The 23,235-nt window shown below is 71.5% G+C and carries 21 protein-coding genes; 14 read left to right on the top strand and 7 right to left on the bottom strand.

Annotated features, from left to right (window positions below; all coding sequences use genetic code 11):
• The first annotated feature begins 146 nt into the window (after window positions 1–146).
• The 5 genes from FRADC12_RS00460 to FRADC12_RS32630 all read left to right on the top strand — a co-directional run bounded on the left by FRADC12_RS00460 (window position 147) and on the right by FRADC12_RS32630 (window position 4,466).
• A complete protein-coding gene (locus FRADC12_RS00460) occupies window positions 147–1,994 on the top strand; it encodes a hypothetical protein (protein WP_157488647.1) in 1,848 nt (615 codons plus the stop codon).
• 53 nt (window positions 1,995–2,047) lie between these two features.
• The gene (locus tag FRADC12_RS00455; protein WP_052710596.1) at window positions 2,048–2,509 is read left to right on the top strand and encodes a Type 1 glutamine amidotransferase-like domain-containing protein; all 462 of its coding nucleotides are present in this window, start codon (window positions 2,048–2,050) and stop codon (window positions 2,507–2,509) included.
• A gap of 148 nt (window positions 2,510–2,657) precedes the next feature.
• Complete coding sequence (locus FRADC12_RS00450; protein ID WP_045875132.1) at window positions 2,658–2,894, top strand: hypothetical protein; 237 nt, start codon at window positions 2,658–2,660, stop codon at window positions 2,892–2,894.
• A 54-nt stretch (window positions 2,895–2,948) separates the two neighbouring features.
• A complete protein-coding gene (locus FRADC12_RS00445) occupies window positions 2,949–3,572 on the top strand; it encodes an IS3 family transposase (RefSeq protein ID WP_502685215.1) in 624 nt (207 codons plus the stop codon).
• A gap of 348 nt (window positions 3,573–3,920) precedes the next feature.
• Window positions 3,921–4,466 carry a site-specific integrase gene (locus tag FRADC12_RS32630; RefSeq protein ID WP_232303505.1) on the top strand — a complete coding sequence of 182 codons (546 nt, stop codon included), beginning with the start codon at window positions 3,921–3,923 and terminating at the stop codon, window positions 4,464–4,466.
• 20 nt (window positions 4,467–4,486) lie between these two features.
• Here FRADC12_RS32630 and FRADC12_RS00430 read toward each other — a convergent pair whose 3' ends face one another.
• From FRADC12_RS00430 to FRADC12_RS00415, 4 genes are all read right to left on the bottom strand, one after another.
• Window positions 4,487–5,638: an acyl-CoA dehydrogenase family protein gene (locus FRADC12_RS00430; protein WP_045878853.1), complete on the bottom strand. Its 1,152-nt coding sequence runs from the start codon at window positions 5,636–5,638 to the stop codon at window positions 4,487–4,489.
• A 200-nt stretch (window positions 5,639–5,838) separates the two neighbouring features.
• Window positions 5,839–6,588 carry an enoyl-CoA hydratase-related protein gene (locus tag FRADC12_RS00425; protein ID WP_045875131.1) on the bottom strand — a complete coding sequence of 250 codons (750 nt, stop codon included), beginning with the start codon at window positions 6,586–6,588 and terminating at the stop codon, window positions 5,839–5,841.
• A gap of 191 nt (window positions 6,589–6,779) precedes the next feature.
• Window positions 6,780–6,968, bottom strand: a complete 189-nt coding sequence (locus FRADC12_RS00420; protein WP_013425114.1) for a ferredoxin — start codon at window positions 6,966–6,968, stop codon at window positions 6,780–6,782.
• Window positions 6,969–7,124: 156 nt separating this feature from the next.
• Window positions 7,125–7,904 (bottom strand): LON peptidase substrate-binding domain-containing protein, encoded by a 780-nt coding sequence (locus tag FRADC12_RS00415; protein WP_198152741.1) that lies wholly within the window; start codon window positions 7,902–7,904, stop codon window positions 7,125–7,127.
• Between the two features lie 234 nt (window positions 7,905–8,138).
• On the opposite strand from FRADC12_RS00415, the gene FRADC12_RS00410 reads away from it, so the two are divergent.
• Complete coding sequence (locus FRADC12_RS00410) at window positions 8,139–8,705, top strand: hypothetical protein (protein ID WP_045875130.1); 567 nt, start codon at window positions 8,139–8,141, stop codon at window positions 8,703–8,705.
• An 11-nt stretch (window positions 8,706–8,716) separates the two neighbouring features.
• Here the strand turns inward: FRADC12_RS00410 and FRADC12_RS00405 are convergent, their stop codons facing one another.
• The 3 genes from FRADC12_RS00405 to FRADC12_RS00395 are packed head-to-tail and all read right to left on the bottom strand — an operon-like array spanning window position 8,717 to window position 11,572.
• Entirely contained in the window at window positions 8,717–9,883 is a 1,167-nt protein-coding gene (locus FRADC12_RS00405) for a bifunctional RNase H/acid phosphatase (RefSeq protein ID WP_045875129.1), read from the bottom strand.
• Window positions 9,884–10,627, bottom strand: a complete 744-nt coding sequence (locus FRADC12_RS00400; protein ID WP_045875128.1) for a zinc ribbon domain-containing protein — start codon at window positions 10,625–10,627, stop codon at window positions 9,884–9,886.
• A gap of 54 nt (window positions 10,628–10,681) precedes the next feature.
• Window positions 10,682–11,572, bottom strand: coding sequence for a Nif3-like dinuclear metal center hexameric protein (locus tag FRADC12_RS00395; protein WP_052711232.1), 891 nt, complete (start codon window positions 11,570–11,572; stop codon window positions 10,682–10,684).
• A gap of 206 nt (window positions 11,573–11,778) precedes the next feature.
• On the opposite strand from FRADC12_RS00395, the gene FRADC12_RS00390 reads away from it, so the two are divergent.
• The 8 genes from FRADC12_RS00390 to FRADC12_RS34115 all read left to right on the top strand — a co-directional run bounded on the left by FRADC12_RS00390 (window position 11,779) and on the right by FRADC12_RS34115 (window position 23,056).
• Window positions 11,779–12,027 carry a hypothetical protein gene (locus FRADC12_RS00390; RefSeq protein WP_045875127.1) on the top strand — a complete coding sequence of 83 codons (249 nt, stop codon included), beginning with the start codon at window positions 11,779–11,781 and terminating at the stop codon, window positions 12,025–12,027.
• 194 nt (window positions 12,028–12,221) lie between these two features.
• Window positions 12,222–14,432 (top strand): collagen-like domain-containing protein, encoded by a 2,211-nt coding sequence (locus FRADC12_RS00385; RefSeq protein WP_045875126.1) that lies wholly within the window; start codon window positions 12,222–12,224, stop codon window positions 14,430–14,432.
• Between the two features lie 62 nt (window positions 14,433–14,494).
• The gene (locus tag FRADC12_RS00380; protein WP_045875125.1) at window positions 14,495–15,208 is read left to right on the top strand and encodes an NUDIX hydrolase; all 714 of its coding nucleotides are present in this window, start codon (window positions 14,495–14,497) and stop codon (window positions 15,206–15,208) included.
• Between the two features lie 130 nt (window positions 15,209–15,338).
• Window positions 15,339–19,400, top strand: coding sequence for an NB-ARC domain-containing protein (locus tag FRADC12_RS00375; protein ID WP_198152739.1), 4,062 nt, complete (start codon window positions 15,339–15,341; stop codon window positions 19,398–19,400).
• 410 nt (window positions 19,401–19,810) lie between these two features.
• Window positions 19,811–20,860, top strand: coding sequence for a PLP-dependent cysteine synthase family protein (locus FRADC12_RS00370; RefSeq protein ID WP_045875124.1), 1,050 nt, complete (start codon window positions 19,811–19,813; stop codon window positions 20,858–20,860).
• Complete coding sequence (locus FRADC12_RS00365; protein ID WP_045875123.1) at window positions 20,857–21,810, top strand: aspartate/ornithine carbamoyltransferase family protein; 954 nt, start codon at window positions 20,857–20,859, stop codon at window positions 21,808–21,810. Before FRADC12_RS00370 ends, FRADC12_RS00365 begins: the two co-directional genes overlap by 4 nt.
• On the top strand, window positions 21,807–22,823 hold the full coding sequence (locus FRADC12_RS00360) for an iron-containing redox enzyme family protein (RefSeq protein WP_198152738.1): 1,017 nt from the start codon (window positions 21,807–21,809) through the stop codon (window positions 22,821–22,823). Before FRADC12_RS00365 ends, FRADC12_RS00360 begins: the two co-directional genes overlap by 4 nt.
• Window positions 22,748–23,056 carry a CDGSH iron-sulfur domain-containing protein gene (locus tag FRADC12_RS34115; RefSeq protein ID WP_502685214.1) on the top strand — a complete coding sequence of 103 codons (309 nt, stop codon included), beginning with the start codon at window positions 22,748–22,750 and terminating at the stop codon, window positions 23,054–23,056. The genes FRADC12_RS00360 and FRADC12_RS34115 overlap by 76 nt, the downstream gene beginning before the upstream one ends.
• Window positions 23,057–23,235: the final 179 nt, after the last annotated feature.

The following is a 23,235-nucleotide window of genomic DNA, read 5'->3' as shown; positions in this document are numbered from 1 at the left end:
TGACGGTCGAGGGGTGGGGTGGCCGCGGGTGGCCGGGTGGTGTGACACGCCCGGCTGAACGGGGAACGTCCGGGTTGCGGCGATGTGGGTGGATCTCCGGGTAGAGATCGGGTGTCGAATCCATTTTCCCTGGCCCGGAGTCCGCTGTGTCTTTCTACTCTGTCGTGGCGTCGGTCGTGCTGCCTGGGGTGGCTGGCGGGCTTGCCGGTGCGGGGCTGGTCGCGTTGCGTGCCGGGGACGTGGCGGTGGGGCGGGCGCGGACGGCGGGGCGGCGCGGGGGTGGGCAGGCGCCGGTGGCGGAGCGGCGGTCGTTGCTGACGCTGGCGGACGGGGCGCGGCCGGTCGGGCAGGGCGATGACATCGTCATCTACCGGCCTGTGCTGCGCGGTGTCGCGAGGACGTATGACGACGGCCAGATCCGGGTGGTCGGCCGGGCGGCGGACTTCGTGCGTCTCGGGCTGCTGGAGGCCGAGATCGACCGGCTGCTCGGTCCTGACGCGATCAACAGGCTGGTCGGTGAGCTCGCCGCGGGGAACGACGCCCCGGCGGCCGGCCCGGCCCTGGCCGCCGACGAGGTGGCCGGTGGGCAGGAGGGGGATACGGCGCGGGTGTTGACCCGGCCGGTGCTCGCGCGGGCGCTGATTCTGGGGATGGTCATGGCGGACACGTCGTGGGATGACGTGCTGGCGGCCCTGTTCGGTGAGCTGGCGGAGGTGCCGTTCACCGCGTGTGGTGCGGTCCCGGCGGGGTCGGGGTTCTCGAGGGCGCGGCGCGCCCTGCCCGGCGCGGTGCTCGACGAGCTGTGTGCCCGGCTGCTCGCCGCGGTGCGTGGCGAGTTGTCCGGCACCGACGGCGCGCAGGCGCTGACGGCGGGGAGCTTCCGCCTCGCCGGGTTCGACGGGACACTGGTCCGGCTGCCCGACACCGCGGACAACCGGGCGTTGTTCGGGGCGGGCACCGACCCGGCGCCGTACCCGCATGTGCGGCTCCTGCTCGACAACGATGCCGGGACGAAGGCGCCGCTCGCCTACGCCTACGGCCCGTCGAGCGGGGCGAAGGACGTCGGCGAGCAGGCCCTGCTCGAGCAGGTCGCCGAGGCGCCCGGGCTGCGCCGGCCTGACCTGCTGCATATCGGTGATCGCAACTTTCCCGGCGCCGACCGGCTGGAGCGCCTCGCCGCGGACGGGATGAAGCTGCTCGTGCGGCTGCCCGGCGGGATCACCGTGCGCCGGGTCGGGGACTGGCTGCCCGACGGGTCGTTCCTCGCTGACCTCGGTGCCGAGAAGGTCCTGGCCGGCTGGCGGGTCGTGGAGTACGACGTGTTCGCGGGCGGGGTCCACACCGGTGAGACGTTCGCGGTGGCCACCAACGTCACCGACCCCGCCGCGCTGTCCGCCGCGCAGGCCGCCGACGCCTACCACGCCCGCTGGGGCGCCACGGAGACCCCGCTGCGCGAGCAGAAAGCGGCCCTCCACCGCTCCGGGCCGGGCAGCGGCCCGATGCTGCGCGCGACCGACCCGTTCGAGGCCGCCCAGGAGATCCCCGCCTGGATCCTCGCCACCAGCCTCATCCGGGCCCTACAGCGCACCGTCGCCGCCCAGGCCACCCCCGCGGCCCGTGGCGCCCACGCCGGCCAGCCCGTCCTCGTGCGCGCGCTGTCCTACAAGGCGGCCCGGCACGCGGCCCTCCGCCACCTCGGCTGCGCGACCGCGGGCCTCCCCGACGAGATCATCCAGACCCGGCAGCGGCAGGCCCTCCACACCCTCGGTCGCCGCCGCCACACCCTCGGCCGCGGCCGCACCCGCGACCGCGCCGCCAAGAGCGCCTCCGACTTCCCGACCGCCCGCCCCGGCATCACCACCCGCAAGGTCACCTACACGGTCCGGATCTGCGGGCCGATCCGCAACCAGACGCCCGCCACGCTCTCACTGATCACCAACGGTGATCACATCACCGACAGCGACCACATGCCGGAACAAGCCAAGGCCGCCTGACAGACGCGATCAAGCACCAGTCACTGGCATTGGGTTGGCGAGGCCCAGTCGAGGTGGACCTGCGCGACTATTTCGGCCGCCCCTCGGCCCTGCTGGCCGTGCTGTCGTCCGTCGACCTGATCTACGTGCGCGGCGGCAGCGCGTTCGTCCTCCGACGTGCCTACCTGCACAGCGGTGCCGACGACATCATTCGTGAGCTTCTGGCCCGGGACGCGGTGGCCTACGCGGGCTACAGTGCCGGTCCGGCCATGCTGGGCTCCACGCTGGAGGGCATCGAGGGGGACATCGATGATCCGTGCCTCACACCGCCTGGCTATCCCTCCGGCCCCGTCCCCTATGCCGGCCTGGGGGTGCTGCCTTACGCAATCGTTCCGCACTACCGCTCCGACCACCCCGAGTCACCCGGAATGGAACAGGCTGTCAAATATCTGATCGACAACCACGTCCCCTTCGTCGCCCTGCGTGACGGACAGGCGCTCGTCGTCGATGGAGCGGACACCACCGTTGTCGAATGACCGGCCGGCCAGGAGGGTCCGCCTGGCCCGCGCAACGTACGCGTTCGGATGTTGCGCGGGGACGTGTTGCCGGGCGGCGTCACGGGGGTGACGCCGCCCGGGTCGCTGTCGCCGGCCGACCTCCGGACCGCGTTCTCACTGATCGTTGATGACGGGCCTTGCACACCAGTTTGCGAGAATTCAGGCTCGCGAGTTGGGGATGAAAGCGGGCACGCTGGGGAACTGGGTGAACGCGGCGCGGCGTGTAGAGAAGAAGGGGGATCTGCGCGAGGATGAGCGGGCTGAGCTGGCCCGGTTGCGTGTGGAGAACGCCCGGCTGGCGATGGAGCGTGATGTCCTCAAGCGATCCGTGGCCCTCTGGGTGAACGAGGCGATGGGCCGGTAGAACTGGCCGCGTTCATTGTCTCCCAGAGGGCCGGGTACAGGGGCGGCGTATGCGGTGTCGTGCCGGCTGTTGAACGTGTCGGAATCATGGTTCTACAAATGGCGCCGTGGGGACCTGTCGGTACGGCGGGCCCGGCGCCGGGCGTTGGCGGATTTGGTGACGGTCCTGTTCCACCGGCATGCTGGCACCTACGGCTCGCCGCGGATCACCGCCGACCTGCGAGAGAGGGGCTGGAAGGTCTCGAAGAACACCGTCGCCGCGGTGATGGCCGAGCAGGGCCTGGCCGCCCGGCGGCGGCGGCGCCGGCGCGGGCTGACGAAGGCCGACCGCGGGGCGCGTAAGCCCCCGGACCTGGTGCGCCGGGACTTCGCCGCACCGGATCGGCCGGACCGGTTCTGGGTGGGGGACCTGACCGAGATCCCGAACGACGAGGGGCCGCTGTATCTCGCGGACATCCTGGACCTGCACTCCCGCCGGTGCGTCGGGTTCGCCCTCGGCGCCCACCACGACCCGGAACTGGTGTCACGCGACGTTCTAGCTGGCCACGGCGGGACCCGTAAACGTCATCGTGCGTGGGTAGCGGCCATGGGTGATCGTCCGATGGGGATTCGTGTTCGTGACCGACGACAACGTGGGCATGAACGGGTAGCCGCGATGGTGGCTCGTCCTGGGCTGTGATGGCGCGGTGCCAGTCGGAGGGGGCCGTACGCGGTCGGGTGCGTTTTGTGATCGTGGGGTGGGCGTCCGGTTTGTCGTGAGCGCCACCGTGAGCGCCGTCAGCAGACGGGTACGGCCCTCCCCCGATCACAGTCCTTGGCCGGGATTTCGGGGGAGGGCCGTGAGGCGCCTGGAGGGCGTGATGCTCACGGTGAGCGACGATCCGGATGACGTCGAATGGTGGTTGGGCGAGGGGGCTCTGACCTGCCTGGGCTGTGGGGCTGTGCTCACGCGGTTGGGGTGGGCGCGGCCGCGGCGGGTGCGCGATGCGGGGACGGTGCAGGTCGAGCTGCGGCCGCGGCGGGCGCGGTGCTCGGGCTGCGCGGCGACGCATGTGTAATCGAACGGTTCGGGACAGCACCCGATGGCCGGCTGTTTCGCACCAGACCGGGCGGCCCGATCAAGGCGACCCGCTATCTCGCGGTCTGGCGCCAAGCCCGCGCAACCGCTCTGGCCCCAGCGGAGGCCGCGAGTCCGCTGGCGAAGCGGCCCTACGACCTGCGGCACGCGGCGGTCTCGCGCTGGCTGAACGCCGGAGTCCCACCCACGCAGGTCGCCGAGTGGGCCGGGCACAGCGTCCGCGTGCTGCTCGCGGTCTACGCCAACTGCATCATCGGGGAGGACCAGCGCGCGCTCCGCCTCATCGACGCCTCCTTCGCTGCGGAGCAGCCCAACCCGCAGAAGCCGCCCGCGCACGCGCCGCGCGACGAGCGAGCGGTCGGAGACCAAGATCGTGTCCACACTATGTCCACAGGGACCCGGACACCGCCGGCTACAACCGGACCGAACCAGACACCCGAGAACAGCGTCCCGCGACCGGAGGCCGACCTTCCGGAGCCCGACTGGGGACTGTGACCTGCGAAAACGCAGGTCAACTAGGCCCTGGCCAGATGCCGGCTGATGACCAGCCGCTGGATCTGGTTGGTGCCCTCGAAGATCTGCATGACCTTGGCTTCGCGCATGTAGCGCTCGACCGGATAGTCCTTGGTGTAGCCGGCGCCCCCGAAGACCTGGACGGCGTCCTCGGTGACCTTCATGGCGGCGTCGGTGGCGACGAGCTTGGCGATGCTCGCGGCCTTGGAGAAGGGCCGGCCGGCGTCGCGCAGCCGGGCCGCGGCCAGCATCGTCGCCCGCGCCGACTCGACGGCGGCGGCCATGTCGGCGAGCAGGAAGCCGAGCCCCTGGTGGTCGATGATGGGGCGGCCGAACGCCTCCCGCCCGCGGGCGTAGGCGATGGCGTCGTCGAGGGCCCGCTGGGCGAGGCCGGTCGCGGCGGCGGCGATGCCGAGGCGGCCGGAGTCCAGCGCCGACAGCGCGATCGGCAGGCCCTGCCCGGGCACCCCGACCAGCCGGGAGTCGGAGACAGCCGCGTCATCGAACCCGATCTGGGTGGTGGGTGAGGCGGTGAGGCCCATCTTTTGCTCGGGCGGGTAGGCGATCAGGCCGGGAGTGCTCGCGTCGACCAGGAAGCAGGAGATGCCGCCGGGGCCCTCGCCGGTGCGGGCGAAGACGGTGTAGAAGTCGGCCGCGCCGCCGTGCGTCACCCAGGCCTTGGTACCGGAGAGCACGTAGTCGCCGCCGGTCGCGGATGGGGGAGTGGCGGTGGTGCGCAGGGCCGCTGGGTCGGAGCCGGCCTGTGGTTCGGACAGGCAGTACGCGCCCAGGAGGTCACCGGCCAGCATCCGAGGCAGGTGCTCGGCCTGCTGCTCGGGGGCGCCGAAGGTGGCCATCGGGTAACAGGACAACGAGTGGACGCTCACTCCGACGGCGACCGACGCCGACCGGTAGGCGACCTCCTCGAGAACCTGCAGGTAGACCTCGTAGGGCTGGTCGCCGCCGCCGAAGCGTTCCGGGTAGGGCAGGCTCAGCAGCCCGGCCTGCCCGAGCGTCCGGAACACCTCGCGCGGGAAGCGGGCCGCGGCCTCGTCCTGCGCGGTGCGAGGCTCCAGCTCCTTGGCGCAGATCTCGGCGGCGAGCCCGACCAGCTCGCGCGCCTCGTCCGACGGCAGCAGACGCTCGACCGGCACGGCGACTCCTCCCTGGCGCAGCGGGCGCGCGGCGCGCCGGCCCGACCGGCCTGGGCGCGTCGCGGACGGTGCCGCCTCCCGGCGAACCGCCAGTGCCACGACGCGAACCCGTGGCCGAACTGATCGAGAACGGTGCCCGCACCGCCCGAACTGTACCAGGGGGAGTACTCGGGTACTCCTTCTGGTTCGGGTCTGCCGGCTTAACGCTTGGTGATGCGGGCGATCGCGGCCTGGGCGTCGGGGGTCTTGGAGGCGGCCGTGAAGACCACGCCCTCCAACGCCGCGGCGGTGTGCAGCTCGGCGGCCAACGTTTCGGGGTGCAGCAGCCGGCGCACGGCCGCGAGCGCCCCGGCCGGGCGGGCCAGCAGCGCCTCGACCCGGTCGGCGACCCTCGCCCGCAGCGCCTCGGCGTCCGGGAGCACCTCGGTGACGATGCCAGCCTCGGCGGCCTCGGCCGCGCCGAACGTGTCCCCGAACAGCAGCAGCCCCGCCGCCCGGCCCGGGCCGGCCACCCGTGGCAGCAGCACCGACGACGCGGCCTCCGGCACCACCCCGAGGTTGACGAACGGCATCCCGAACTTCGACCGTGCCGTCACGTAGACGAGGTCGCAGTGCAGCAGCATGGTCGTGCCGATGCCGATCGCCGCGCCGTCGACCTCGGCGACCAGGACCTTCGAGGTGTCGATGAGGGCCCGGATGAACCGGGCCGTCGGTCCCGACGGCTCCAGCACGTCCCGCTCGGCGATGTCCGCCAGCTCGTTGCCGGCGGTGAAGGCGCCCCCGCTGCCGGTGAAGACGACGACGCGGACGGACGCGTCGGCCTCGGCGCCCGTGAGGGCGTCGCCGAGCGCCTGGTACATGTCCTGCGTGATCGCGTTGCGCTTGTCCGGCCGGTTGATCCGGACGGTCAGCACCCCGCCGGCGGTCTCGGTCAGCACGTGGTCGGTCATGGAGTCTCCTACCAGTTTTCGGGCATGACGCGCCCAGGCCCGGGGGGCGGAGAGCCCGCGGGCGAGGCAGCCCATGGGCCAGGTAACACGCGGCGCGGCCGGGCCGGTGCCGGTGCGTACCGGCATCAGCCCGGCCGCGCCGAGCGTCCGAGACCGCCGCCAGCCCGGACGGGCTGGCGGCGCGGGAAGAGCTAGTCGACGATCTTGATGGCCTGCTTCGGGCAGGCGCGCACGGCCTTCTCGATGTCCGGCCGCAGCGACTCGTCGGGCTCCTCCTCGACGGAGAGGTACTCGTTGTCGTCCAGCTCGAAAACCGACGGGACGAGCCCGACACAGATCGCGTTGCTCTCACAGACGTCGAAGTCGACGACGACCTTCATGATCTGCCTCCTTCAGGTGTGCTCCTCGCGTGGCGTCGCCTTATCAAACCGCATATGCCCGGGTCCGGGTAGCGGAGCACTGGCGATGGGCGAACCCGCTGGACCTGCGCCTCACCGGGGCCGGCCAGAACAGCGGACAACCAGCGAGCGCCGGCCTTAGTTGAGGCTGGGCGGGATGCGGGCCAGGTTGGGGCTGGCGACCGTCGTGATCGAGTTCAGCAGGCCGAGCTCGCGGCGCAGCAGGGACTGCTCGGCGCGCAGGCGGCTCAGGGCGTTCGGCGCCTCGAGCAGCTCCTGGCGCCGCGCGATGTCGGGCACGACGGCCGCCGCGACCAGGTAGGACAGCGTGACCGGGTCGTCGGGCAGGTCGGGCAGCTCGATGTCGAGGGCCTTGTTCTCGGCGAGCTTCGCGGTGTAGTCGTGCAGCAGGCCCTGGACCACTGGCACCAGGGCCCCGGCGGCCTGGGCGTCGCCGCTGTCGTCGGCCAGGTAGGTGACGTCGCCGACGAGGTAGGGCCGGCTCTCGGCGTCGACGGAGCGCAGCACGAACCGGCGTTCGCCGACTGTCCGCAGCGAGTAGCGGCCGTCCGGGAGCTGCTCCGCCCGGCGAACCAGTGCCGTGCAGCCGACCTGGTACAGCTCGGGGGTCAGCGCGCCGACCTCGCGGCCCAGCTTGATCGCGACGACGCCGAACTGGCGGGGCACGTCGTCGGGCAGGTCGAGCAGCTCGCCGACGAGCTCCCGATAGCGCGGTTCGAAGATCTGTAGCGGCAGGAGCAGGCCGGGCAGTAGCACGGTCCCCAGCGGGAAGAGCGCCAGCCGCTCGGTCGGCGGCTCGCTCGCACCGCCGCGTGGCGCGCCCTGGCCGCCTGTCGCGGCGCCGTCTGCCGGGTCGTCGCCCGCCGCGCCGCCCGCGTCGGTGGGATCGTCCGTCACCGTCGTCGCCTCCGTCCCTCAATGCCCATCGTCGCACCGCGGCCACACCCGTGCCCCGGCCATGGCCACGCTCGCGGGCGCTGTTGCCCGGTAGCGAGCCGGTGATGACCGCAGCGTCGCGGGGCTGCTACTATCCGCTGTCAAGATTGTCGGATCTGTCATCGACTGCCCGGCATCGGACAGTTCCGGCGGCCGGCGCGCCGCGCTACCGTGGCGACTGGGGGAGGTGGCGTCGTGACCGGCCAGACCACCGACGGTGCGCAGGGCTCGCCCACCTGGCGCGAGCCGGCGGAGCGGCTGGTCGTCCTCGCCCCCGGCAGCGGGCCGCCACCCGGCCCAGCCGCGCCACCACCGCCGGCTGTCGTCCCGTCGGCTGCCCCACCACCTCCGGGCGCCGTCGCGTCGACCGGTCCGGCGTCCCCGCCGCCCGCTGCCATCGCGTCGGCCGGCGCGCGGCCGGCGTACGCGCCGCCGCCCCCGCCGACCCGGCCGCTGACAGCGCTGGAGGACCTGCGGCAGCGCGTCCCGGTCCGCCAGGAATGCGCGCCGCGGTTGGCCCTGGTCGAGTCCTCGGCGTCCGACGTGCCTCGGATCGAGGCGCTGCCGTACGTCGTCGGCGTCTACCAGGCCGCGCCGCCCGCCGAGGTCCTCGCGACCCTCGGCGACCTGGAAGTGCTCTTCGTGCATGCCTGGCTGGCCCGGTTCGACGACGCGGCGCACCACGGAGACGACGACCGGCCCGGCCAGGGCCTGCCCTGGGACGCCCCCGGCTACGAGCCCCCCGACGCCGCGACCGGCTGAGCGCCGGCGGGCTACTCGCCGGCCAGGGACGCGGAAGGCAGGTGGCTCACGTCGTTGAAGGTGTGCACGACAGCCGGCCCGTCCGCGTACCAGGCGATGGTCGTCAGCGACGCCAGGTCCAGATGGAGCCGGTAGAAGATCCCCGGCCCGGCGGCCAGCGCCAGCGACGCCGCCGACTTGATCGGCCCCATGTGGGTGACGACCAGCAGGCGCCCGCCCGGGTGGTCAGCGCGGTGGCGGTCGAGCGCACGCCGGACCCGTTCGATCGTCGCCGCGAGGCTCTCCCCGCCGGGCGGCGGGACGGCCGGGTCGGCGAGCCAGGCGGAGAGCTCGTCCGGGTGGCGTTCGCGCGCCTCGGCGAACGTCAGCCCCTCCCAGACCCCGAAGTCGGTCTCCCGCAGCTGCTCGTCGACGACGAACGCCACCTCGTCACGCCCCGCCGCCGGGACGAGACCCGGTAGCGCCGCCTCGGCCGTCTGGCGGGCGCGCCGCAGCGGCGAGCTGATCACCGCGTCGAACGCCTCCCCGCGCAGCCGGGCCGCCGCCGACGCGGCCTGGGCCAGGCCGACGTCGGTCAGCGGCGCGTCGACCCGGCCGCCGAACCGCTTCTCGACGGAGACCTTCGTCTGCCCGTGGCGCAGCAGCACAGTCCAGGTCGCAGGCGCGGGCGGCGCGACCCAGCCGGTCAGCCGGCGCGTCGTCGGCGACGCGACCGGCGCCGGGTCGGGGGACTGCGGCGTCGACGGCTCCCAGGTGCGGCCCGCGGCCGCCGCGTCCATCGCCTCGTTGGCCAGCCGGTCGGCGTCCTTGTTGCGCTCGCGCGGCACCCACCGGTAGCGGACCGGCGCCAGCCGGGCGGCGACCAGGTCGGCCGCCTCGGCCGCCAGCGGCCGCATGGCCGGATGCTTGATCTTCCAGCGGCCGCTCATCTGCTCGACGACGAGCTTCGAGTCCATCCGGACCTCGACGTCGGCGTCGGGCGCGACCTCGGCCGCGGCCCGCAGCCCGGCGATCAGCCCCTGGTACTCGGCGACGTTGTTGGTGGCGACGCCGATCGCGCCGGCCCGCTCGGCCAGCAGGGCGCCGCTGTCGGCGTCCCGCACCAACGCGCCGTAGCCAGCGGGACCAGGGTTCCCCCGCGAGCCGCCGTCGGCCTCGATGACGACCTTCGCCGCCACCTAGAGCCCCGACTCGGCGGTGCGGACCAGGATCCGGCGGCACTCCTCGCAGCGGACCACATCGTCGGGCGCCGCCGACGCGACCTCCCGCAGCTCGGCGCCGGACAGCTCCAGGTGGCAGCCCTCGCAGCGGCGGCGGACCAGCTTCGCCGCGCCGACCCCGCTTGACGCCGCGCGGATCTTCTCGTAGAGCGTCACCAGCGGCGCGGGCAGCTCCGGGGCGAGCGCGGCCCGCCGCCCGCGCTGCTCGCCGGCCTGCGCGTCGATCTGGGCGAACGCCGCGTCACGGCCGCGTGCGGCGGCGTCGAGCTCGACCTGGACCCGGTCGCGCTCGGCGGCGAGCTTCACCAGCCGGCCGTCGAGCTCCTCGGCGGCTTCCATCTTCTCCAGCGCCTCGTCCTCGAGCACCCCCTGGCGGCGGGCCAGCGACGCCAGCTCGGCCTGCAGGTTCTCCAGCTCGCGGGCGTTGCCGATCTGGCCGGACTCCATCCGGCGGCGGTCCCGGTCGGCACGCGACCGGACCAGGTCGATCTCGTCGTCGAGCCGGCGCTGGGCCCGGCCCAGGTCACTGATCTCGGTCTCGACCCGGACGATGTCGGCCTTCAGTGACTCGACGACCTTCGTGCGCTCGGCGATGACGGCCAGCTCCGGCAGGTCGCGGCGGCGGGCCACCAGCCGGTCCAGGCCGGAGTCGAGGTCCTGCAGGTCGAGGAGGCGGAGCTGGGTGGCTGGGTCGGCCTTCATCGGTGTCAGGGACTCCTCGGCAGGCTGGGCTTCTGGGCTTCGGTGGCGGGCGCGCTAGCCGCCGGGCTGGGGGAGGTGCAGCCGCCACGGGTCGGTGACAACGGTCGACACCGACGTGACCACGGTACGGCCGCGGGCGGCGAGGGCGGAGCTCAGCCGCTCGGCCGCGTAGTCGAGCCACGGCCACTCGCTGGCCCAGTGCGCCACGTCGACGATCGTGACCGGGAGCGCGGCGACCGCGTCGAGCACGTGGTGGTGGCGCCCGTCGGCGGTGAGGAACACGTCCGCGCCGGCCGCCGCCGCCGCGCTGGCGAGCTCGCCGCCCGAGCCGCCGCAGACGGCGACGCGGCGAACCAGCCGGTCGGGGCCGCCGGTGGCGCGGACGCCGGTGGCGGTGGCCGGGAGCGCGCCCGCGACCCGGGCGCAGAACGCGGACAGCGGCTCGGTCGCCGGCAGCTCACCGACCCGGCCGAGCCCCGGGCTGTCCCGGCCCTCGGCGAGCGGGCGGACGTCGGCCAGGCCGAGCGCGGCGGCGAGCGCGTCGTTGACGCCGCGGCAGGCCACATCGGCATTGGTGTGCGCGGTGAAGAGTGCGGCCCCGGCCCGGATCAGCGTCGTGACGACCCGGCCGCCCGCGGTCGTGGTGGCGACGCCGTGCACGCCACGTAGGAACAACGGGTGGTGCGTGACCAGCAGACCGGCGCCGAGCGCGACCGCCTCGGCAGCGACCTCCACGGTCGGGTCGACGGCGAAGTGGACCCGGCGCACCTCGGCACCCGGCTCACCGACCGACAGCCCGACGGCGTCCCACGACTCGGCGAACCCGGGCGGGTAGGCGTCCTCCAGGGCCGCGACGCAGTCGGCCACGGTCGCCGGCTGCCCGGTGCCCGCGGCCGGTGGCGCGGCCGGAGGCGCGGCCGGAGGCGCGGTCGGGTGATCGGTCATCGACCCGACCTTACCGGCGGTGTGGAGCCCGACCGCCGCGCGCCGCGGGCCTACCGGGACCAGCGGCCGAATTCCCACCGGGCCGTCTTCTGGCCGCCCACCGGAGAACTCCGCCGACACGCACGCGCTACGTTTCTCCGGTCACTGCCATACAGACCGCCCACATTGGGACGTGTCTGGCATCTACGACGAAGAGGAGACCACAGATGGCCGACGTGTCGGTTCGTTTCCAGGTCGCCGGCGACTCCGAGATCGTGCTCAACCTGGCAACAGGTCAGGCGGTCCGGCTCGTCGAGGCGATCATGCGTAAGGTCTCCGAGGCCATGAGCGCGCAGGCCGCGCAGGGCAGTCCCAACGGCCTGTCGCCGGGGATGCCGATGCAGATGCCGGCCTGGCCCGACATGTCGGGCGGCCCGTCGACCGGCGGCGGCCCGCAGCACCGGATGCCCGGCTGAGCCAGCCGCGCATTCGGAGGTCCGGATATGGCGGACCTGGTTTGGCCGGTACCAGACCGGACGTCCGGGCGCGATAGCAAGACGCGGTAGGACGGTGTCTAGCTCTCCGGAACCATGACGTCCGGCGGGTTCGGCGCGATACAAATCCCCACAGTTCTCCCCACGGCGTACCAATGAGAGGACAAAAGATCATTATGGCGGGGGATGTTCCGGCCGACGAGCGGGTGTTCATCGCGCCCGGCGCGTCCGACGCCACGGTGGCCGGACCACGGGAGGCCGCCATCCTGGCCGGGCCGGCCGGCCGGCAGCCCACCGCCGCGCCGGGCGGAGCCGAGCCCGGCACCGATCCCGACGCGGGCGAGCGGACGCTGCACCGCTACGGCCGCGTCCACGTGTTCGGCGCTCCCGGCGGCGACGGCCCGTCGGCCGCGGTCGCGAAGCCGGCCGCGGGCGGCCCGAATAGCTCCTACGGCCCGAATAGCTCCTACGGCCCGAATGGCTCCTACGGGCCGTCGGACGGAGCGGTCGTCGCCACAGCCGGCCTGGCCGGGCTCGACCGCACCGAGACCCTCGGCCTGGAGGCGTTCCGGCTGCGCGCCAGCGCCGCCTACCGCCGCGCCAAGCAGGTCCGGCCCCGCGCGGGCGAGCCGTGGGACATGGACCGTCCCTGCACCGACGTCGCTCCGCCGTATGGTGCCTCGCGTCTCGCCCACCCGGCCGCCCCGCCCGCGGCCGGTGCTCCCGCGGCGACGCTCCTCGCGACGGCCACCGGGGACGGCGGCGGCGCGCCGAGCGACGCCAACTCCACCGCCGGGCCGCTGAGCTCCTACCTCGAGGGCTCCGTCGCCGTGGGCCTGATCATGGTCGAGGGGCCGACCGCGGACCTGCAGTTCACCGCCGCGGAGCGGACGAAGGTCGTCGCCGAGGCGCAGAACGGCCTGTCGTGGCTGGCCACCAGCAACCCGGCCGCCGGCATCACCTTCAGCTACGACATCCAGATCGTGCGCCTCACCCAGCCAGCGGACCCCTCCCAGCCGGACCTGGAGGCCTACTGGCGTGACCCGACGATGGTGAAGCTCGGCTACCAGGCCAACTTCGACGGCGTCTACGACTACGCCAACGCGATCCGCTCCCGGCTGGGCACCAGCTGGGGCTATGTCGCGTTCGTCACCAAGTACCCCGTGCAGTACTTCGCCTACGCCGCGATCGGCGGCCCGCGGATCGTGCTCACCTACGACAACGACGGCTGGGGCCCGGACAACCTCGACCGGGTGTTCGCCCACGAGTCCAGCCACATCTTCGGCGCCGTCGACGAGTACGGCTCGTCTGGCTGCGGCTGCGGCGGTTCCTACGGCCGATTCGGTGCGCCCAACGGCAACTGCGACTCCTGCGCGGCGAGCCCCGTCGACTGCCTGATGCGGGGCAACAGCTTCGCGTTCTGCCGGTTCACCCCGGCGCACATCGGCTGGGGCCGCGGCGCGTCGGGCAATCCCGTACTGGTCCAGTCCACGGGCCTGGGCAGCCTCGGGCAGTTCCAGCTGGTCGTGCCGTCGTCGTTCGACGGGCTGACCCACCGCTGGGAGAACTTCGACCAGCCCGGCTACCCGTGGGAGGACCCGTTCCAGACCGCGCAGGCGCTCGGCAGGCTCGACGCGGCCACGATGATCCAGTCAAACCTGTCGAACCCGGGCTCGATCGAGTGCGTCGTGCGGGCCGGGGTCGATCTTTACCACCTGTGGCGGGACAGCAACGGCGCCTTCGTGTGGTCCACGCCCACGAAGATCGCGACGGGCGCTGCCGGGTTCCCGTCGTTCGTGCAGGGCCGCTACGGCGCCCACGGCAACTTCGAGATGCTCTACCCCGCGACCGGCACCGGCCTGATGACCATGTGGCGCAACAACGACGCCTTCCTCTACCCGTGGAGCGCCCCACGCCCGGTCCTGACCGAGCTCGGCCACATCGACGCGGTCAGCCTCATCCAGGGAGACCGGGGCAACCCGCCGGGCGCGCTGGAGGCGGTCGTGCGGTCCGGCACCCGGATCGGGCACATCTGGCGTGACCAGACCGCCGCCGCGGCCTGGCACCTGACCGTCTGGTTCGGCGACGGCACCGCCGGCAACCCGGTGCTGATCGAGAGCAGCTTCCCCGGCGCCCGCAACTTCGAGGTCATCGTCCCGTCCGCGACCTCCGGGCTGATCCACTTCTACCGGAACAACCAGGCGGCCGGCACGCCGTGGAGCGGCCCGCGGCCGTTCGCCACCAACCTCGGCAAGGTCGACGCGGTCGCCATGATGCAGTCCACCTTCCAGGGCCACCTGGAGGTCGTCTGCCGCATCGCCGACCGCCTCTACCAGCTGTTCCGCGACGCCTCCGGCAACTGGTTCCCCGCCAACCGCATCGCCTAGCCTGCCGCTCCAGGGGCTCGGGCTTGTTCATGTCAAACTGACAATAAGCTACGATGACCCGCATGCCTGGAAGGGATCATCTGCAGCTGCGCCTGGCTCTGGACCTGGCGATCCTGACGGTGCGCAACGGCCGGCTGCAGGTGCTGGTTGTCGAGCGGGCCAATGAGCCGTTCCGTGGGCAGTCGGCGCTGCCCGGCGGGTTTCTGCGGGAGGGTGAGGACCTGCGGGAGGCGGCCGAGCGGGAGCTGGCCGAGGAGACGGGCCTGGATGGGTCGGGTCTGCATCTGGAACAGCTGGCCACCTACGGCGCACCCGATCGTGATCCGCGTGGTCGAGTCGTGAGCGTGGCGTACCTCGCGCTCGCTCCCGACCTGCCGGTCCCGGCGGCCGGGTCCGACGCGCGGGACGCCGGGTGGCATCCGGTCGACGAGATCCGGGGGGAGCTCGCCTTCGACCACGCCCAGATCCTCGATGACGCGGTGGAACACGCCAGATCCCGCCTGGAGTACACGACGCTGGCCACCGCCTTCTGCGGCCGAGAATTCACCATCGGGGATCTTCGCACCGTCTACGAGGCGGTATGGAGCGCCCCGCTCGACCCGCGGAACTTCAGTCGAAAGGTCTTGCGCACCGAGGGCTTCATCGTCCCGACCGGTGGAAAGCGGATTCCGGAGAAAGGTAGGCCGGCTGCGTTGTACCGGGCTGGCCGGGCGCGCAGTCTCACGCCGCCCTTGCTGCGGCACGGAGTCGGCTCGGACACCGCGGACAGTCCGTGAGTATCCGTGAACCGGCCGGGCTTCCGTGTCGCTTTTCATCATGGTCGCAGGCCGTCAAGAACGGGTGGTCCTGGTGTATGGCGCTCAGCAGGTCGATATTCTGGTGGTCTGCGCGGTCGAAGTAGAGGCCGTGGCATTCGAACGTGTCGCCTCGGAGCGATGCGCCGCGGTCTTCAGCGCGGGCCGGGCAGTGGGTCCGCTCAACTGCAGGTTCGCGACCATCGCCAGTAGTCATGGCCGGCCGTTGAACCTGGTTCTCGCCCGGCAGGCCCGTCCAGGCCCGCTGTCCGCCGTGCTGGACACTCGAATGCTGCTGGAAAAGTTCAGGCCGCGGTTCGCCGGGATGAGCGGAATCTGCGCGGGTGACCGGAGGCGCGTCCGCCTCGGTGATCTCGTCGTCGCCGAGTGCGCGTACCACTTCGAGGAAGGCAAGACTGGCAGAGACAGCGATGGCCAGCTCTTCCACCTGCCGGAGGGCATCACCTACGGGCCGTCGGAGAGTGTCCTACGCCTCGTCCAGGGGTACGAAGGCTGGCGAGCATCCGTCCGGGAGGTCGCGCGGCGCCTACTGGGCGTCGACGAGCTGCCCCGACGCGTCGGCGCGATCATGGCGTCGGGCATGGCGGTCCGCACCGACGACCCTTTCACGGAGCTACAGCGCCAGCATCGAAGCGCCTGGGCGCTCGACATGGAGGCGGCCGCCTTCTATCTGGCGCTGCGGGGTTTCCCCGGCACCGACGGGCTTGTCGTCAAGGGCGTCGCCGACCATGCCGACCAGACGAAGGGGGATTCCTACCACGAGTTCGCCGCGCAGGCCTCGGCGTCCTACCTCCTCTCCTTCATTCAGGACTGCGTCCCCAGGGAGTCTCCGCGAGGCCCGACCCAGAGTGACGCCGAGTGCTCCGCCCGCCGGGACTGGGAGAACGCCCCGGACGTCCCCGTCTTCTTCGGCCGCGCGCGGGAACTCGCCCAGCTCGATCAGTGGCTGACCGCCGATCGCTGCCGAATTGTCTCGATTACGGGTCTGCGAGGAATTGGGAAGACAAGACTGTCGGTCAGGCTGGGTCGCGGCGGAATCGGGAAAACCGACCTGTCGCTGCAGGTCGCCCACGGAATCGAGGACCAGTTCGACTTCGTGGTCTGGCGCCGGCTGCTCAACGCGCCGAAGGCCACGGACCTCGTCGCGGACCTGATCACGTTCCTGTCCGGCCAGCGGGAGGCGATCCTTCCTGACTCGCTGGACGAGCGGCTGTCCCGGCTGCTGCACTACCTGCGTTCCGCCCGCTGCCTGGTGATCCTGGACAACGTGGAGTCGATCCTGCAGAGCGGCGAAGACGCGGGCACCTACCTGCCGGGGTATGCCGACTACGGCGAGTTCTTCGCTCAGCTCGCTGACGTCCCGCACGAGAGCTCCTTCCTGCTCACCAGCCGGGAGAAGGTCCCGGAGATCGCGCGGAGGGAGAGCAGGACGGGCCCGGTCCGGTCGCTGGAACTGAAAGGGCTGGGTACCGCCGACAGCAGACGAGTCTTTGCCAGCGTCGGCACGTTCTCCGGTACCCGAGAGGACTGGCGCCAGATCGCGTTGCTGTACAGCGGGAACCCGCTCGCGCTGGAGATGGCGGCCCGGCATGTCAGGGAGGTGTTCTACGGAAGCATCACCGCATTCCTTCGTGATGGGACGCCTGTCTTCGCCGACCTGCAGGACCTGCTCGACTGGCATTTCGGGCGGTTGTCGGACCGGCACCTGGAGGTGATGGACTGGCTCGCGGTCAATCGCGAGGCGACGTCGCTCGGAGCGCTGCGCGAGGACATCCTCGGTGCCAGCGGCAAGGCAGCCGTGTCCAGCACGCTGGACTCCCTGCAGAAGCTGGTCCCGCTGGAGCGCGGTCCCCGCGGATTCACCCTGCAACCGGTGCTCATCGAGTACGTGACGAGGCGGTTCATCGAGCGAGCGGCAGCCGACTTCGGCACCGGGTCCCGTGGTCTCCTGAACTCGCACGCCCTGCTGAAGACCTCAGTCGCCGAGTACGTGCGGGAGGCGCAGGAGGCTCTCGTGCTGGAGCCGCTCGCCGTGCGGCTTCTCGAGGCTCACGGCGGGCTGACGGGCCTCGAAGAGATGATCAAGAAGACACTTTCCCAGCTCCGGGACGGACTGGGCCCGCAGGCAGGCTACGCCGCGGGCAACCTGATCAACCTCCTCCGTCACCTGGGGGTGGACCTCACCGGCTACGACTTCTCCCGGCTGCCGATCTGGCACGCCTACCTGCCGGGCGCGCGGCTGCGTAGCGTGGACTTCTCGGCCGCGCATTTCGTCGAGCCGGCCTTCAGCGATGCCTTCGGAATAGTCTTCGCGGTCGGTTTCAGCCCGCGGGGCGATCTGCTCGCCGCCGGGACCTCCTACGGGAACGCGCAGCTCTGGAACCCGGCGGACGGTGCCCTCATCGCGTCATTCGGCTCGCACACCGATCAGGTTCGCGCCGTTTCCTTCAGCCCGGACGGTTCGCTGCTCGCGACGGGCAGCGAGGATCAGACAGTTCGCCTGTGGGAGACGGCGACGGGAACCTGCTGCGGCATTCTGACCGGGCATGAGGGGCGAGTCTGGTCGCTCGCCTTCAGCTCGGACGGCCGCCTGCTCGCGACCGTCAGCGACGACCGGACGGCCCGACTGTGGGACGTGCGCGCCGGGACCTGCGCCCTGGTCCTGCGTGGGCATTCCGACTGGGTCAGGTCTGTCCGCTTCACCCCCGACGGCGCCACCCTCGTGACGGGTGGGGAGGACGGGACGGTGCGGCTGTGGGACACGGCGACGGGAGTCTGCCGGAACGTCCTGCGTGGTCATGACGGACGGGTCAAGTCGGTCGCGGTCAGCCCGAACGGCCAGGTCATCCTGACCGGCGCGCAGGATGGAACGGTGCGGTCCTGGGACGCCGGCACAGGGCGCTGCGTGGCCGTGCTGTCCGGGCATGGCGCGCAGGTGCAGTCGGTGGCCATCAGCCCGAACGGCCGCGTCGCCGCCAGCGGCGGAGTGGATCAGGTCGTCCGGATCTGGGACCTGGACAGCGGTCGGTGCGTGCACGCGCTGCGCAGACACACCGGCTCTGTCTACGCGGTCGCGTTCAGCCCGGACGGCGCGGTGCTCGTCAGCGGGGGACAGGACCAGACGATCAGGTTCTGGGACACCAGGACAGGGCATTGCGTCCGGACGCTGCACAGCGAGACCCGATCGGTCTACGCTGTCGGGTTCAGCCCGGACGGTGCCCTGGTGGCGAGCGGCAACCGCGACAGCTCGGTCCGGATCTGGGACGCGTCGAGCGGGCAGCCGACCGGCGCGTTGCACGGTCATGGTGACTGGGTCCGGTCGGTGGCCTTCAGCCCCGACGGCCAGACGATAGCGAGCGGCAGCGAGGACCTGACCGTGCGCCTCTGGGACGTGTCCGCCCAACGGTGCGTCCTGGTCCTGCGCGGGCACACCGACCTGCTGCGGTCCGTGGCGTTCAGCCCGGACGGCCTCCTCCTCGCGAGCGCGAGCGAGGACCAGACGGTACGTCTGTGGAACGCCCGCGCTGGCCACTGCCACCAGGTGCTGCAGGGCCACAGCGGCCGCGTCTGGGCAGTTGCCTTCGCCCCCGCTGGCGGCCTGCTCGTCTCCGCGTCGGACGACCGGACGGTGCGGGTCTGGGACCTCGCGACGTTCACCTGCCTGCGCGTGCTGACCGGTCACGATGACTGGGTGCGCGCGGTCGCGATCAGCCCCGACGGGCGGACGATCGCCAGCGGTAGCCAGGACCAGACCGTGCGCCTCTGGGACACGTCCAGCGGAGAATGCCGCCAGGTGCTGCGGGGGCATGCCGACTGGGTCCGCGCCGTCGCCTTCAGTTCCGACGGGCAGACCGTCGCGAGCGGCGGCCAGGACCAGGTTGTCCGTCTCTGGGACACCGTGGCCGGCAGGTCCCGGGCGGTCCTGCGTGGACACACGGACGGGGTTTTCGCGCTGAGTTTCAGCCCGCGTCACGCCGCCCTCGCCAGTGGCGGCAACGACGGCACGGTCCGGATCTGGGATCCCACGACCGCCGAGTGCCGGGCGGTGCTGCGTGGCGAGGGCCCTTACGAGCACATGGACATCACCGGCGCCACCGGCCTCACCGCGGCGCAACGGAAGATCCTGAAGGTCCTGGGCGCCGTCGACGTCTGAGCGGGCTCCGGTCGGATCGCCGCGGCACCTCCTGATCGCGGCTCGCGCGCGTACTGACCCCGCTTTTGCGTCATCTTGACAGGAACGAGCGCCGGGACTTACTGTCGAAGTGACAGCAAGTCCCTCTGGCGCTCCTGATCGCGATCCTTGGTCGTGCCGTTCCCGTCGTCCGACCCACCTCGGTGGACGGGGCAAGCTCCTCGCGTCTCTGGGGGAGCGGTCGCTCCGCGTTCCACGCCGCCCTCGGAGCGCACGGGTCGACGGCGTCTCCCCCGCCCGTAACCAGCCCTGGACGCATTTCCGAGTTCCGAGCCAGCCAATTTCCGTGAAGGAAAGCCCGTGCGTGTCGTCCTGAACGGCCCTGTCATCACCAGCCGCGCCCGCACCCGTTCCGTGGTCGGGTGAGTGCCGTGCCACCCGCTCCGCTGGACACCGAGGCTCTGGTAGAGGGCGCGAAACTGATGAACGCCCTCGGTGTCGGCGGCACCCCGTTGCTGGACCTGTCTCACCTGGTGACCAGGGGGAGGCTCCTGATGAAGGCGGAGTTCCGTAACCCGTTCGGCAGCGCCAAGGACAGGACCGCCTGCTACCTGCTGGCCTGGGCCAGAGGCATCGGCGGGCCGGGCGTTCAGATGGTCGAGAGCACCTCCGGCAATCTCGGCATCGCGCTGGCCGCTCTGGGGAGGGTCCTGGGCTTTCAGCCGATCGTCATCGTCGACACCACCGTCTCCGAGCGCCAGCGCCAGCGAATCATCGACGCTGGGGCTCGTCTGGAGCTGGTGCGGAAACCTCGGCCAGGGTGTGACATGCGACAGACGAGGATCGCGCTGGCGAGCGAACTCGGTGCCCGCGAGGGCCATATCTGGCTCAACCAGTACGGCAACGACGCGGGTCTGCGGGCGCACCGTGAGACCACCGGCCCGGAGATCTGGGCCCAGAGCGGCGGTCTGATCGACACCGTCGTCGCCCCGGTCTCGACCGGCGGCACCATCTGCGGCGTGGGCCAGTGGCTCAAGACGCTCCGAGCCGACCTCCAGGTCGTCGGCGTGGAGCCGGAAGGGTCCTCCATCTTCGGCGGCCACTATGAGCCCTCCTTCCTCATCGCTGGAGCCGGGATGCGCGGGCCCTGCCTGTTGACCGTCGCCCACGGCTCGGTCATCGACCGCTACGCCAAGGTCGCCGACTCCGTCTCCGCCGCCTACGCCGTCCACCTGCGTCAGGAGTGCGGCCTCCCGGTCGGCCTGTCCACCGGAGCCGCCCTGTCGGTGGCGATCCAACTGGCCGAGGAGGAGAACCGATCGGTGGTCGTCGTCGCGCCCGACACCTCCGTCGGATTCAGGGCGGAGATCGACGCCATGGCCGGCCGTACGCCCGACACCCGAGCGCTGCCCAGAGCGGCGCTGGCGACCACGGCCGACATCGCCTGGGGCGCACTCTACGAGAAGGAGAACGCGACATGACGAACGCCTTTGGCGGCGCGGACGTGCTCAGTGTTGACCAGTTCGGCCGAGCGGGGCTTGAGGCCCTGTTCGCGGCCGCGGACCGAATCGCCGCGATGCCCGCGGCCAGGCGGAGAAACCGGCTGACTGGCCAGCTTCTGGTTTCGGCTTTCTTCCAGAGCAGCACCCGTACCCGACTGTCCTTCGAGTCGGCCATGCTCCGGCTGGGCGGCCAGGTGCTCGGCTTCGCCGACCCCAAGACCACGCGGGCGGGTGACTATGAACAGGAGTCACTCGCCGACACCATGACAATGTGTGCGATGTACGGCGACGTGGTGGTGCTGAGGCACCCTGACACCGGCGCGCCGGCCAGCGTCGCGGAACTGTGCGATATCCCGATCATCAATGCCGGGGACGGGTGGGGTGAGCATCCGACGCAGGTCTTCGCGGATCTCTACACCATTCGGCAGCGGTTCGGGCGGATTGACGGCCTGTCGATCGCGCTTCTCGGCGACTTTCGGGTGCGCTGCATGCACTCCATGATCCGCGCCCTCGGCCTGTTCGATGTCGAGGTGTTGACCGTCTCCCCACCGGACCGCTGGTTCGGGGAACCCTATCGGTCGAGGTACGAGAGCTCCGGCCGGCTACTTCAACGCGCGGAGACCATCGACGAGCTGATCCCCCACGTCGACGTGATCTACATGGGCTCCGCTATCCAGCAACCGGACTTCTCGGCCGGCCACGACGCTCCAGTGGTGAAGGCGCCGACTCCCGACGCGTACTGTCTGAACCTGGCCAAGCTCGCGAATGCCAAGCCGCACCTGGCCGTGCTCGATGCGCTCGCGCGCGGCGACGAGTTGCACCCCGACCTGGACTCGTCGCCCTTCAACGCCTACTGGGCCGAGGCGGCCAACGCGGTCACCGTCCGGATGGCTCTCCTCGACCTGATCCTCGGCGCTGAGGGGGAGTGACGGCGGTGTTCCTTCCACAGCCGCGAGGTCCCCTCAGCGGCGCGCTGTTTCCCCTGCTGCTCGGCCCCCCTGCCGATCTTCCGCCGGCAGCCCACGACCTGGCGGCGCCGGATCGGCGGAGCGCCCACCTGGATGACGACCTGCAGATCTCCCTGTTTACCTGCTACGCCCTGCACTATCGCGGCTTCGCCGACGTCGACCCTGCCTGGGAATGGCATCCTCCGCTCCTCGCGGTCCGGGCCATGTTGGAGCAGCGGTTCGAGCGTTGCCTCAGAGGATGCGTCGAGCCTCCGGCCGAGATCGCTCCCGACCAGCTGCCGAAGTATCTGCTGGATCTAGGCGCGCCGCGCAGCGGACCGTCGCTGGCTCAGCACATGTGGCAGTCCGCCTCGCTCGACCACTTCCGGGAGTTCGCCATCCATCGCTCTCTCTACAATCTGATGGAGGCGGATCCGCACACGTGGGCGATTCCGAGGCTCCCGGGTCGCGCCAAGTGCGCCTTGGTAGAGATTCAGGCGGACGAGTACGGCAATGGTATTCCGGGGCGCCTGCACAGCGAGCTCTTCGCGAAGATGATGGCCGCGCTGGGTCTCGACAACTGCTATGGGCGCTACGTCGAACAGATCCCGGCCACCTCGCTCGCGTTGGTGAACGCCGTGTCGATGTTCGGCCTGCACGGCCGACTCCGCGGCGCTCTGGTGGGCAACCTGGCCATGTCGGAGATCGGCTCGTCCCATGGCAACCGCTGCTTCAGCAAAGGGCTGGAACGGCTGGCCGCGGGCGGCGCCGCCCGGCTCTTCTTCGACGAGCATGTTGAGGCAGACGCCGTCCACGAACAGATCGCCGCCTACGATCTCTGCGGCTCCTTCGTCGCCGACTGTCCCGACGAACTGCCCGACGTCCTGTTCGGCGCGATGGCCTCGCGGGAGCTCAAGCGGTGCTCCAACACCGTCATGGTGGACTGCTGGGCCCAAGGCCGCAGCTCGCTACGGCAGGACCCAGGCCTCCGGTGACGCAGGACCGGCTACGGGCGACCATCACCGTGTGCACCGACGGACCCCTGTTGGTCAGGGGCGATTTCGAGCTCCGTGACCTGTCCACCGGGCGACCAGTGGACGCTCGGCGCGCCGTGATCGCGCTGTGCCGATGCGGCAGGTCGGAGATCAAGCCGTTCTGCGACGGTTCCCACGTCCCGCCACGCCGCCCACCGGACCGGACGGTGGAGCCGCACTCGCCGCAGTCGTGAAACGTGCGATCGCGTCAGAGGGTGAGGGGTGTTCGGAGCTCCACGGGGGGAGTTCCGAACACCCCTCGGGGGGAAGAAGGAACCCGTACGCCGACCGCATCCCAGGCTGGTATTGCCGGCGCGACCCGGTCGCTTTCCGCCGGCCGCCCGACGCGGACCACACCGATCGGGGTGCCCGT

Source organism: Pseudofrankia sp. DC12 (assembly GCF_000966285.1).
Classification (GTDB): Bacteria; Actinomycetota; Actinomycetes; order Frankiales; family Frankiaceae; genus Pseudofrankia.
This window is presented reverse-complemented; position numbering and strand designations above follow the sequence as displayed.